Origin of the sequence: Pseudomonas sp. NPDC088429, from assembly GCF_044753305.1 — a bacterium.
GTDB lineage: Bacteria > Pseudomonadota > Gammaproteobacteria > Pseudomonadales > Pseudomonadaceae > Aquipseudomonas > Aquipseudomonas rustica.
Genome location: NZ_JBIVMX010000018.1, coordinates 1 through 11,720, shown reverse-complemented (window position 1 = coordinate 11,720; position 11,720 = coordinate 1). Strand labels below are relative to the sequence as shown.

Annotated in this window: 15 protein-coding genes; 7 read left to right on the top strand and 8 right to left on the bottom strand. The window is 58.0% G+C overall.

The genetic code is table 11. The features are described 5' to 3' along the window. Positions 1-19 precede the first annotated feature (19 nt). From ACIP66_RS12060 to ACIP66_RS12050, 3 genes are all read left to right on the top strand, one after another. A complete protein-coding gene (locus ACIP66_RS12060; RefSeq protein ID WP_400648295.1) occupies positions 20-976 on the top strand; it encodes a LysR family transcriptional regulator in 957 nt (318 codons plus the stop codon). 72 nt (positions 977-1,048) lie between these two features. Further along, positions 1,049-1,504: a MarR family winged helix-turn-helix transcriptional regulator gene (locus ACIP66_RS12055; RefSeq protein ID WP_400648292.1), complete on the top strand. Its 456-nt coding sequence runs from the start codon at positions 1,049-1,051 to the stop codon at positions 1,502-1,504. 244 nt (positions 1,505-1,748) lie between these two features. Further along, the gene (locus ACIP66_RS12050) at positions 1,749-2,168 is read left to right on the top strand and encodes an organic hydroperoxide resistance protein (protein ID WP_400648289.1); all 420 of its coding nucleotides are present in this window, start codon (positions 1,749-1,751) and stop codon (positions 2,166-2,168) included. Positions 2,169-2,312: 144 nt separating this feature from the next. Here the strand turns inward: ACIP66_RS12050 and ACIP66_RS12045 are convergent, their stop codons facing one another. Beyond that, positions 2,313-2,882 carry an elongation factor P gene (locus ACIP66_RS12045; protein ID WP_007908599.1) on the bottom strand — a complete coding sequence of 190 codons (570 nt, stop codon included), beginning with the start codon at positions 2,880-2,882 and terminating at the stop codon, positions 2,313-2,315. Positions 2,883-2,930: 48 nt separating this feature from the next. After that, the gene (gene earP, locus ACIP66_RS12040) at positions 2,931-4,073 is read right to left on the bottom strand and encodes an elongation factor P maturation arginine rhamnosyltransferase EarP (RefSeq protein ID WP_400648286.1); all 1,143 of its coding nucleotides are present in this window, start codon (positions 4,071-4,073) and stop codon (positions 2,931-2,933) included. A 124-nt stretch (positions 4,074-4,197) separates the two neighbouring features. Here earP and ACIP66_RS12035 point away from each other — a divergent pair, with 124 nt between their 5' ends. After that, entirely contained in the window at positions 4,198-4,608 is a 411-nt protein-coding gene (locus ACIP66_RS12035; protein WP_400648283.1) for a hypothetical protein, read from the top strand. Positions 4,609-4,610: 2 nt separating this feature from the next. After that, the gene (locus ACIP66_RS12030) at positions 4,611-5,093 is read left to right on the top strand and encodes a GreA/GreB family elongation factor (protein ID WP_053122286.1); all 483 of its coding nucleotides are present in this window, start codon (positions 4,611-4,613) and stop codon (positions 5,091-5,093) included. A gap of 9 nt (positions 5,094-5,102) precedes the next feature. Here ACIP66_RS12030 and cysB read toward each other — a convergent pair whose 3' ends face one another. From cysB to ACIP66_RS12005, 5 genes are all read right to left on the bottom strand, one after another. After that, complete coding sequence (gene cysB, locus ACIP66_RS12025) at positions 5,103-6,077, bottom strand: HTH-type transcriptional regulator CysB (RefSeq protein ID WP_007908591.1); 975 nt, start codon at positions 6,075-6,077, stop codon at positions 5,103-5,105. 112 nt (positions 6,078-6,189) lie between these two features. Next, complete coding sequence (locus ACIP66_RS12020) at positions 6,190-6,693, bottom strand: universal stress protein (protein ID WP_053122288.1); 504 nt, start codon at positions 6,691-6,693, stop codon at positions 6,190-6,192. A 98-nt stretch (positions 6,694-6,791) separates the two neighbouring features. After that, positions 6,792-7,697 (bottom strand): 5'-nucleotidase, encoded by a 906-nt coding sequence (locus ACIP66_RS12015; RefSeq protein ID WP_053122291.1) that lies wholly within the window; start codon positions 7,695-7,697, stop codon positions 6,792-6,794. 30 nt (positions 7,698-7,727) lie between these two features. Beyond that, positions 7,728-8,684: a putative 2-dehydropantoate 2-reductase gene (locus tag ACIP66_RS12010; protein ID WP_400648278.1), complete on the bottom strand. Its 957-nt coding sequence runs from the start codon at positions 8,682-8,684 to the stop codon at positions 7,728-7,730. Further along, positions 8,681-9,067, bottom strand: a complete 387-nt coding sequence (locus ACIP66_RS12005) for a co-chaperone YbbN (RefSeq protein WP_053122294.1) — start codon at positions 9,065-9,067, stop codon at positions 8,681-8,683. Before ACIP66_RS12005 ends, ACIP66_RS12010 begins: the two co-directional genes overlap by 4 nt. On the opposite strand from ACIP66_RS12005, the gene ACIP66_RS12000 reads away from it, so the two are divergent. Both ACIP66_RS12000 and ACIP66_RS11995 read left to right on the top strand, forming a co-directional pair. Then, a complete protein-coding gene (locus ACIP66_RS12000; protein WP_053122296.1) occupies positions 9,066-9,509 on the top strand; it encodes a PilZ domain-containing protein in 444 nt (147 codons plus the stop codon). The two genes, ACIP66_RS12005 and ACIP66_RS12000, sit on opposite strands and share 2 nt — an antisense overlap. A 130-nt stretch (positions 9,510-9,639) precedes the next feature. Continuing rightward, the gene (locus ACIP66_RS11995) at positions 9,640-10,716 is read left to right on the top strand and encodes a 3-deoxy-7-phosphoheptulonate synthase (protein ID WP_053122298.1); all 1,077 of its coding nucleotides are present in this window, start codon (positions 9,640-9,642) and stop codon (positions 10,714-10,716) included. 60 nt (positions 10,717-10,776) lie between these two features. Here ACIP66_RS11995 and ACIP66_RS11990 read toward each other — a convergent pair whose 3' ends face one another. After that, on the bottom strand, positions 10,777-11,058 hold the full coding sequence (locus ACIP66_RS11990; RefSeq protein WP_003226804.1) for a GNAT family N-acetyltransferase: 282 nt from the start codon (positions 11,056-11,058) through the stop codon (positions 10,777-10,779). Between the last annotated feature and the right edge of the window lie 662 nt (positions 11,059-11,720).

Sequence of the window (11,720 nt, the reverse complement as noted above, 5' to 3'; positions counted from 1 at the left end):
CACAAGCATTGAGTTCGCCATGAATCCCAATCAACTCACCGACCAGCTCGGATTGTTTCTGGATGTGCTGGAGAGCGGCAGTTTTTCTGCCGTCTCGCGTCGTCATCCGTTGACGCCATCAGCCATTGCGCGACGGATCGACAGCCTGGAAAGCGCCGTGGGCAGCCAGTTGTTTGTCCGTAGCACTCACGCGGTACTCGCCACGCCGGCCGGGCTGGCGTTCGCCGAACGCGCACGTCGAATCGTAGCCGAGCTGCAACTGGCTCGCGCCGAAGCCGTGTCTTTGAGCAACGCGCCGGAAGGTTTGATTCGGATTGATGCGCCGGCGGCGTTTGGTCGACGGCATCTGGCGCCAGTGATTGCCGACTTTCTGGTGTTGTACCCAGGGCTCGATGTGCAGTTGCACCTGATCGACAGTTTTGTCGACATGGGCGGTTCCAATCTCGGCAAGGTCGATCTGGTGCTGCGCGCCGGGCAACTGGCGGATACCCGGTTGGTCGCCACGCCGCTGGCGAGCATGGTGCGCATCGCTTGTGCGAGTCCCGACTATCTCAAGCGCCGCGGCGTGCCGAGCACTCCAGCGCAATTGAGCGAACATGACGGCCTCGACTGGGAAGGCCTCGCCCCGCCGTTCGCCTGGCGTTTCGAGCAGGAAGGGCAGATGCAGTTGCATCGCCCGGCGCGGATCCGCATGAGCGCCAACAATGCCGAAGCCTTGGTGTGCGGGGCACTGGCCGGGTTGGGCATTGCGCATCTGCCCACGTGGCTGGCCAGTGAATACTTGCTCCGCGGCGAATTATTGCCACTGTTTTGCGCCGACGGTCTGCCGAAACCGGAAACCACCGGCATCTACGCGTTGCGCATGGAGCAACAAACCCACTCACGCAGCCGCTTGCTTCTGGAATACCTGAAAACGCGCTTCAGCCCGATACCGCCATGGGATCTGGCGCTGCAACGGGATCTCGGCCGGCACTAGCGCTGGAAAATTATCTGGCGCATTAAACACTCGAGCGCTAGATTCGTGACCATCAACGATCAAGGCGTAGACATGACTTCCGAACGCGACACCTGCGACGACCTGCTACTCGACAATCAGGCCTGCTTCGCCCTGCATTCCACCTCGCTGATGATGACCAAGGTGTACAAACCTTTGTTGCAAGTGCTGGGGCTGACCTATCCGCAGTACCTGGCGATGATGGTGTTGTGGGAAAAGGATGGTTTGACGGTCGGGGAAATCAGCACAAAGTTGCTCACCGATCCGGGGTCGCTGACGCCACTGCTTAAACGGCTGGAGGGTGAAGGGTTATTGAGCCGTACGCGTAGCCGAGAGGATGAGCGCGTTGTGATTGTCGAATTGACCGCCAAGGGGCGTGAGCTCAAAGAGAGCGCCCAAACCGTTCCGCAATGCATTCTCGGCGCCAGCGGTTTCTCCATCGAACGCCTGCAAAACCTGCAAGCAGAGCTACAAGCACTGCGCAGTCACCTGCAAAACAGCCTCACCTGAATCCACCCTCTCCCCCTGTAGGAGCTGCGGCACGCTGCGATCTTTTGACCTTGGCTTTTTCAAGATCAAAAGATCGCAGCGTGCCGCAGCTCCTACAAGTGTTTCAGCAAACAATCGCCAATCAACACGAATCATTTTTTGAAATTTATCTTGCGCGCTAAATATTCGTGCGATACATTCACTTCGCACTTACTTAGCGCACAAACAATTAGCGCAACACATCACACCCTACGAGGCTCTCACCATGCAAACTCTCTACACCGCAATCGCAACCTCCACTGGCGGCCGTGATGGTCGCGCGATCTCCAGCGACAACATCCTCGACGTTAAACTCGCCACCCCGAAAGAACTCGGCGGTACTGGCGGCGCGGCGACCAACCCTGAGCAACTGTTTGCCGCCGGCTACTCGGCCTGCTTCATCGGCGCACTGAAATTTGTCGCCAACCAGACCAAACGCAAGATCCCGGATGACGCGTCGATCACCGCCCACGTCGGCATTGGTCAGATCCCCGGCGGTTTTGGTCTGGACATCGATCTGCACATCAGCCTGCCCGGCCTGGAACAAGCCGACGCGCAATCGCTGGTCGACGCGGCGCACCAGGTCTGCCCGTACTCCAACGCCACGCGTGGCAATGTCGACGTACGCCTGCACGTCACTGTGTAAACAAAGCAAAAGATCGCAGCCTGCGGCAGCTCCTACACCGATCCCTGTAGGAGCTGCCGCAGGCTGCGATCTTTAGATCTTTCTTTCAGGCACAAAAAAGCCCGACTCAATGGTCGGGCTTTTTCTTTTCGCAAAAACCGGTGCTTATTTAGCACGGCCTTTGTAGGAACCGCCTTCGCGGGTGTCGATTTCGATCTTGTCACCGATTTCGATGAAGTCAGCAACTTGCAGCTCAGTACCGTTAGCCAGTTTGGCTGGCTTCATGACTTTGCCGGAAGTGTCGCCACGAGCCGAACCTTCGGTGTAGTCAACTACGCGCACGATGGTGGTCGGCAGCTCTACGGAAACCAGACGCTCTTCGAAGAAGATCGCTTCGCAAACATCGGTCATGCCTTCTTCAACGAAAGGCAGAACGGCTTCGATGTCTTCAGCGTTCAGCTCGTACATGGTGTAGTCAGTGGTGTCCATGAACGTGTAGGTGTCGCCGCTGATGAAGGACAGGGTCGCTTCTTTGCGGTCGAGGATTACGTCGTCCAGTTTGTCGTCAGCGCTGTAAACGATCTCGGTCTTGTAACCGGTCAGCAGGTTTTTCAGCTTGGTCTTCATGATCGCGCTGTTACGGCCCGACTTGGTGAATTCAGCTTTCTGAACCAGCCAAGGATCGTTTTCGAGACGGATCACGGTACCGGGTTTCAGTTCTTTACCAGTTTTCATTGCGAATATCCGAATTTGGATGGGATTTACAAAAATCTAGGCCGCGTATCATATCCAATTTAGGTAAAACTGTACCAGCGCTGCGGCAAGATCGGCCTGCAAGCCTTGTTCCAGACACCATTTTTGCGCATTTTCCTGCAGTTCTGGCCAGTGTTTGCGGCTTGCCAGCCAGTGTTCACCGATCGGCCGACCGGCACTCCACGCCCGCCACAGACCGTTCATCGCCTCAGCAGCGGCCGGCGACAAGCCTTTTGTGTAAAGCGCGAGGAAGGCGTCGAGCTTGTCCAGATGGATGTCTTCGTCCTGCTGATAGATGTGCCAGAGCATCGGCCGCCCCGCCCATTGCGCACGCACGAACGAATCTTCGCCACGCACTGCGTTGAAATCGCAGCACCACAGCAGATGATCGTATTGATCCTGTCGGACGAACGGCAGCACTTGCACGGTCAACGACTGGCGCACATGAATCGCGCCGACACTCAGCGTTTCCACGTCCAGCCACTGGGCGACATCACCCAGCACGCGCCCTTCTGGCACTAGCAGATGCGTCGGTTGGCTGTCCGCCGCCAACACATCAAGCCAACTGGCCAGCCCTGCGTTTTCGTAAGCAAACAGTGAGATCAGTTGCGCACCCTCGGCGCGATCAATCCCCAGACCTTGCAGGAATGTTCGCTGCGCCTGGGCGTCCTGCTGAAATTGCCTACGACGCTCCAGCAATCCGCGCTCACGCAACAATCCGCCCGTCCCCGGCTGGAATCCGGGAAAAAAGAAGAACTTCTGCACGGTTTTGTATTTGACCGACGGCAGCCCGTGGCAACCGATCACCCAGTCTTCGGCGCTCAGATAGTCGAGGTTCATCCACAGCGGCGGCTTCTCGCGCTCGGCCATGGCGTCCATGTAATCACTCGGCAGCTGACAGGCAAACGCAGCGATCACCACATCGGCCGCCTCGGTGTGCAGCCACTCGCTCGGCCAGTGCCGCACCTCGACGCCTTGCTGAAATTGCTGCGCGACGTTGATATCAATCTCGGGACAGATACGCTCAAACGCACGCAGATCATCGACCCACAAGCGCACTGGCAAAGCATGCTCAGCGACCAATTGCCGAGCCAGACGCCAGGTCACGCCGATGTCGCCATAGTTGTCGACCACGGTGCAGAAAATATCCCAGCGGGGTTTCAGTTCCGACATTCAAGACTCCCGTTGGCAAAAGCTGCAATTGTCCGCATAAATCACCTCGCGCAGAAGAGCCGACGGCGATTAATCTTCGTGCGACAATCGCCGCTCGCCCGCAATCATCCGCCAGGAGGCAGCCATGCCCTACCGCCCAAACCCGCGTCGCCCCTTGCCTGTTCAGCTTAGTGCGCTGCGCCTGACCGGCAGCATTGCCTTGGGCATGTGGCTAGGCTTTCTCGCCATCGCGCTGACTTGCTGGGTGCTTTCCCGTTTTCTGTTCGCTGAACAATTGGCACCGGTCGCTCAAGCCGTTCAGCAAGTCGCCAAACCACCAGCGGCGATTCCGGTTCAGCCGGACATTCCGCCGCAAAGCCAACTGTTCCAGCAGTACGAAGAAAACCTGCGCAAAAATGAACAGCAGGCTCGTCTGGATCAGGCGCGCAACAGCAGCCGCAATCAGTCGAACCCCAACTGTCAGTTCTGGCTGCAGCAGGATCAGACAGCTCCAAGCGAAAAATCCCGCACCAACGTTTTGCAATTCTGCGATTGACCATGAACAAGCACACCGTCCACCAACTGATTCTCGACAAGCTGCGCATCGACCTCGACATCGCCGAACGTGCGGCGCAAACCGCCTACGAAACCGCGACTCACGAAGAGAACATCGCCGAAAACAAGTACGACACGTTGGGACTGGAGGCGTCGTATCTGGCGGCGGGTCAGGCGAAACGGGTCGAAGAAATTCGGCAGTCACTGGCGCTGTGCCAGAACCTGACGCTGCGTGCCTACGATGAAAACCGCGGCATCGAAGTCGGCGCCCTGCTCGGTCTGGAGGATGAAAAGGGTCGCGAGCAATGGCTGTTTCTGGCGCCGGATGCGGCAGGCCTGAAAGTCGACGTGGTCGGTCAGCCGATTACCGTCATCACCCCGCGCTCGCCGCTGGGCAAAAGTCTGCTGGGCAAGTGCGAAGGTGATGAGGTGGAGATTCTGGTGGCAGGCACCCGGCAACAGTTTGCTGTCACCGAGGTGCTCTGATTCAACGGATCAGTGAACCGGCAGTTCGACGCCGTCGAACAGTTCTTCCAGTTCCTGCTTGTTGTGGCACTGAATGGCTTTGGCCATCACTTCGCGGGTCAGGTGCGGCGCAAACTTCTCGATGAAGTCGCACATGAAACCACGCAGGAAGGTGCCGCGACGGAAACCGATCTTGGTGATGCTCGACTCAAACAGCTCGCTGGCGTCCAGCACTACCAGGTCGTTGTCGAGTTTGGTGTCGACTGCCATTTTCGCGACGATGCCCACGCCCAGACCCAGACGTACGTAGGTTTTGATCACGTCGGCGTCGGCGGCGGTAAACACCACTTTCGGCGTCAGGCCGCGATGGCTGAAGGCTTCGTCGAGTTTCGAACGGCCGGTGAACCCGAACACGTAAGTCACGATCGGGTATTCGGCCAGTGCTTCCAGAGTCAGCTTCGGCAGCTTGGTCAGCGGGTGGCCTTGCGGCACGACCACGCAGCGGTTCCAGCGGTAGCACGGCATCATCACCAGATCGCCGAACAGTTCCAGCGCTTCGGTGGCAATCGCGAAATCGACGGTGCCGTCAGCGGCCATTTCAGCGATCTGCATCGGCGAACCCTGGTGCATGTGCAATGCGACGTCAGGGTATTGCTTGATGAAATTGCTGATCACCGGCGGCAAGGCATAACGCGCCTGGGTGTGCGTGGTGGCGATCGACAGGGTGCCCTTCTTCTCGTTGGAGAATTCCTGAGCGATCTGCTTGATGCTTTCGACCTTGCGCAGAATCTCACCGGCGGTGGTGATGATGCGCTCGCCGGCCGGGGTGACGCGGGTCAGGTGCTTGCCGCTACGGGCAAACACTTCAACGCCGAGTTCGTCTTCCAGCAGACGGATTTGTTTACTGATGCCCGGTTGCGAGGTGTAAAGGCTTTGGGCTGTAGCGGAAACGTTGAGGTCGTGGTGCGCCACTTCCCAGATGTAGCGCAATTGTTGAAGCTTCATATGTATCCCTCAAAGCAGGTAGACGCCACGGGCATCAGCGACGGTATATAACTATATTAATGGTTTGAAGAATAAATCTAGAACTTTTTTGTCAAAGTGCCATTATTCTGCTTCAGCGATCCTCACTGCGCCGACGCTCAACCAGCGGCACCAGATAAACCGGCACCTTCGATAACTGCAGAACCCGCGCCGCCGTTCGCCCTAACGGCGTTTCCGCGCCCACCCCGTGGCTATGACTGCCAACGATCAGCAAGTCGACAGAGAGCTTCTGCACCTGGTCGAGAATCACCTGTGACGGATCACCCTGCAGCACGCGCACTGCGCGAATGCGCTGCAAGTCTTGTTCGCCTTCATCGCCCAATTCTTCACGAAAGCTTTCCAGCACCCGCTGCTCGATATTGGCGATGACTGTTTTCAGACCTTGGCTATGAAATTCGTTCAATGCCTGCTCATCGAGATAGCTCTGCAACACCGATTCGGCGAACAGCCCCATCGGCTCCACCGCGTGCACCACGTACAGGTCAGCATTGAACGTTCGCGCCAACGCCAGGGCATGCTGCATCACTAACGGTGCGTACAGACCGAGGTCAGTGGCATACAGCATCGAACGAATCATATGACCTCCTCGCAAGCCAACATGGCGGAGATTTGATTCAGCTTAGCAGTGCCTTGGCGACTACGACGTGCGGCGCAACGTCTTGAACCGTTTGGGCTTTAGACCGCTGGTTCGTTGCTGATGCCGTGGGGGACATGGCCGGTGGCAACCACTTCGCGGGCCGCCTCGCAATGCCCGGCCTGATCGTCGAAAAACACGTCAGCGGCGAACGCTTCGAGGAACGCCGATTTGGTCAGACCGCCGAGGAACAGCGATTCGTCGAGACGAATATCCCACTCGCGCAACGTGCGAATGACCCGCTCGTGCGCCGGTGCCGAACGCGCGGTGACCAGCGCCGTGCGGATCGGACAATCGTCATCGGGGAATTCGCGCTGGAGCAGATTGAGTGCGGCCAGAAATCCTTTGAACGGGCCACCACGCAACGGTTCGCGGGCCGATTCACGCTCCTTGGCCTGAAACGCTTCCAGCCCGCCGGACTGATACACACGCTCCGACTCGTCGGAAAAAATCACCGCGTCACCATCGAAGGCGATGCGCAATTCGTCGCTGGCGGCACGGCTGGCACCACCGGACAGAATGGTTGCGGCGGCGAAACCAGCGTCCAGCGCCGCACGCACATCCTCGGCGTGGGTCGACAGAAAAAGATCACAACCAAAGGCTTTCAGGTACGGATAAGGACTGCGCCCGCCGACAAACGCCGCGCGGGAAATCGCCAGCCCGTAATGGTGAATCGAGTTGAACACGCGCAGGCCAGTGTCGGCGCTGTTGCGCGACACCAGAATCACCTCGACCCGCGCGCGGCCGAGGCGACTGTTGAGTGCCAGGAGTTTTTCCACCAGCGGGAAGGCATCGCCGGGCGCGAGAATCTCGTCTTCGTGTTCGATCTGATATTGCCGATAGGCTTCGACGCCGCTCGACAGGTAGACCTTGTGGCTCTCGCTCAGGTCGAACAAGGCCCGCGACGAAATCGCCAGCACCAGTTTGTCATCGATGTTTTTGGCCATGCGTTTCCCCGCCCCTTACAAAAAACCGACCTAAACGTTGCGTCGGTCGATAAAGCTTAAATTGCGGTACAGCGCTTCGATACGCGGCAAGTCACAGCCTGCCGCTTTCGCTGCCGCCAGTGGTCGAGCGTAGATCGCTTCGAGTTCCAGCGGACGCTTGTGTAAAAAATCGTGGTACATGCTCGGCCAGTAGTCGGGCATTTTCTCGGTCATCATCAACAGAAAATCGGCGTAACCGGGCGGCATGTCGTGGCCGCAGGCTTTGGCGCCCTCAACCACTTCGGCCATCAATGCCTGGATGTGCGCGCGGCTGTCGGCATCTGCCATCAACGGCGTGGTGCCCGCGCCGAGCAACACCGAGAGACCGTTGTAAGGGATATTCCAGACCAGTTTCTGCCAGCGCGCCTGGTGCAGATTGGGCATCGCTTGCGAATCAAGACCGGCGGTACGGAACAGATCCGCGCCCTCCTCAACGATCGCCATGCGCGCGACATCATCACTCGCCGAGCCGCTGTGATAACCGACGTTGACCGCGCCGAGCGCCTGATGCGTCACCAGACCCGGCCCCTCGCGATGCACGCAGATCAGGCACAGACCACCGAGCAGATGCAGCGAATCAGGCAACAGCGCACGTAAACTGTCTTCGACATCCAGACCGTTTTGCAGCAACAGCACTTTCGCATCCGGCTTGGCGGCTTGAATGATTGCCGGCGCCAGATCAGCGTTGCTGGTGGTTTTTGCGCCCACCAGCAGCCAGTCACACTTAGGCATGTCTTCGGCTGACGAATAGGCTTGCGCCGGGTTCAACGTCATCTGGCCATGCACCGCGCTGTTCACCTGCAAACCGCGCTCGGCGACTGCCGAGAATTCGCTGCGCAACAAAAAGTGCACATCGAAACCGGCCCGCGCCAGCATCACACCGTAAAATCCCCCGATTGCGCCGGTACCAATAATCCCGATCACCGGCTTATTCACTGCCGCCATCATGGCAACTCCTCTGCAATTCGACCCAGCGCCTGCGCCAATGCTTCGTTGAGTGCATCGGCGGTCAGGCGTGCGTGCACAGCCCCAAAGAACTCGCCGTCGCGCACTACAAACAGCGCCGGCAAATGAAAGACCTGATAACGCTCGACCAAGCCACCGTTGTCGCCAGCGTCAATCCAGCACAAGCGATCGGCCGCCAGCGCCATCCCCGGCAATACTTCGCGGGCATAGCGGCAACTCGCGCAGCCGACACTGGTGAAAATCACCAGGGAAACGCCGCTCATCGCCAGCAGCCGTTGGTCGGCGTCGAAATCGGTCAGTTCGGATTCGACCACTATACTGGGGGAAACAATGTCAAATGGCCGACACAGGGAGTCTGTGCTCATGGGACGTTTCATTCCTCATCCGGACGAGGTGCCGGTTGAATTAACCTTGCTCAAGCCTGAATGTATTTCCAGGCAACAGCTGCACACTATCAGCCTCGGCGGCATCGCTTGCAATTACCACCGTGCCTGGCGCCATGGCACGGCGCTGCAAGTGCGCATGCCGACGCTCAACACCGACATCTGTTATCCGGGCTACGTGGCGTGGTGTTTGCGGCGTAAAAAAGGTTATCTGGTGGGCATCGCATTTACCGATGAGCAGACGCTGTTCAGCGCACGAATGGGTGAGCAGGTGTGTCAGATCGAGCGCTACTGCCGCATGAACGAAACCCACGATGATCTGCAGGAAATTCAGGCTGTGGCCCTGCAATGGGTCGAGCAACACGCCGATGAGTTCTCCCACGACAGCGTGCGCAAGGCTTTTGCGCAGCCAGCGCTGGACTAAAGCACCTTTTGCCCATTGTCGAGCAGGCGCTTTACGCGCTAAGGTTCCGCTCCCCGACGCGCTTAAATCTGCTGTGCTCCGCCGCGCGGGGATCGCTGGCGGCCGGCACCCGTGACCTGACGAGTAAACGATGGCTGATTTACCGATCAACGACCTAAACGTCGCCTCTAACGAGACCCTGATCACTCCTGATCAGCTCAAGCGTGATATCCCTCTGAGCGACGCCGCCCTGCGCACCGTCACCAAGGGCCGCGAAGTCATTCGCAACATTCTTGATGGCACCGACCACCGTCTGTTCGTAGTGATCGGCCCGTGCTCGATCCACGACATCAAGGCTGCCCACGAATACGCCGATCGCCTGAAGGTGCTGGCGGAGGAAGTTTCCGACACCCTGTATCTGGTCATGCGTGTGTATTTCGAGAAGCCGCGCACCACCGTCGGCTGGAAAGGTCTGATCAACGATCCGTACCTGGACGACTCGTTCAAGATTCAGGACGGCCTGCACATCGGTCGCCAATTGCTGCTGGATCTGGCCGAAAAAGGCCTGCCAACCGCCACCGAAGCCCTCGACCCGATCTCCCCGCAGTATCTGCAGGATCTGATCAGCTGGTCGGCCATCGGCGCGCGCACCACCGAATCGCAGACTCACCGTGAAATGGCTTCCGGCCTGTCCTCGGCGGTCGGCTTCAAGAACGGCACCGACGGCGGCCTGACCGTGGCGATCAACGCCTTGCAGTCGGTCTCCAGCCCGCACCGTTTCCTCGGTATCAACCAGGAAGGTGGCGTGTCGATCGTCACCACCAAAGGCAACGCCTACGGTCACGTCGTGCTGCGCGGTGGCAACGGCAAGCCGAACTACGATTCGGTCAGCGTTGCCCTGTGCGAGCAGGCGCTGAACAAAGCCAAGATCAAGCCGAACGTGATGGTCGATTGCAGCCACGCCAACTCCAACAAGGATCCGGCCCTGCAACCGCTGGTGATGGAAAACGTCGCCAACCAGATCCTCGAAGGCAACCAGTCGATCATCGGCCTGATGGTCGAAAGTCACCTGAACTGGGGCTGCCAGGCGATTCCGAAAGACCTCGCCGATCTGCAATACGGCGTGTCGATCACCGATGCCTGCATCGACTGGTCGGCCACCGAGACCACCCTGCGCAGCATGCACGCCAAGCTAAAAGACGTGCTGCCGAAACGTCAGCGCAACTGATCGAGGTTTCGCAGGCATAAAAAAACGCCGGGCAATGCCCGGCGTTTTTGTGTGTACGGTTCAGATCTTCGCGGCGCGGCGCTGGTGGCGCTCCATATAGCGCTCGACGTAGGAGCACGACGGAATCACCGTGTAGCCCATTTCTTCAGCGTACTGCAGCGCGCTTTCGGTCAGCGCTGCCGCTATGCCTCGGCCACGCAGGGCGTTGGGCACGAACGTACGATAGATATCCAGGGTCTGTTTCCCCAGATCCATATAGGTCAGATAGGCACGATGACCGTCCACATTGGTCTCGAACTGATGACCAGCCTGGTCATGGTGGATGGACAACGCCTCGCTCATCACTACTCCTCGCGGGTCTTGAATTCTGACCCCTACCTTACCGATGTTTTTCCGGCGAAGGAACATCTACGCCACCCCGTGCCTGTTGGACACCGAGAAGAGCCACACCGATCTCGCGCAACCGAGCACCTGATAAATAGTAGGCACCATTGGCAAAAATGCTCAAGGTGCGCTCGTCATCAAGCCAGTTGACGGGGGTTGCTCCGATGGACGCAGGGGTGGCGTGGGAGAAGATCTTCCCGGGCCGCTCACCTGAACATTGCCGGATGTTGAGACTTAAGACGTGCAGCCTTTTTTAAAGTCACCTCACGAAACATAAAGATAGGTGATGCACCACGCAAAATCGCAATGAAAGTATGGACGAATTGATATAGACAGACTTTAGCCAAGACTGCAAAAACAACCATCACAACGGGAACTTTTTCCCATTAACTCGCTCAGCGCGGGGCTTGCAGCTGTTTATTTTTTAAACAGCGCAGTTAAAAGTTGCTCGAAAAAGAATCAACGCCTACAATTTTTTTTGCATCTTGCGCTACGTCAGTTTACTTACTACAAGTAATGGGTAGTATGTACGCCGGCTATTTCCTCAATCGGAGGAGACAGTCACTTAATTGAAAGTCCTTGAAGGGGAACACGATGAACAACGTTCTGAACTTCTCTGC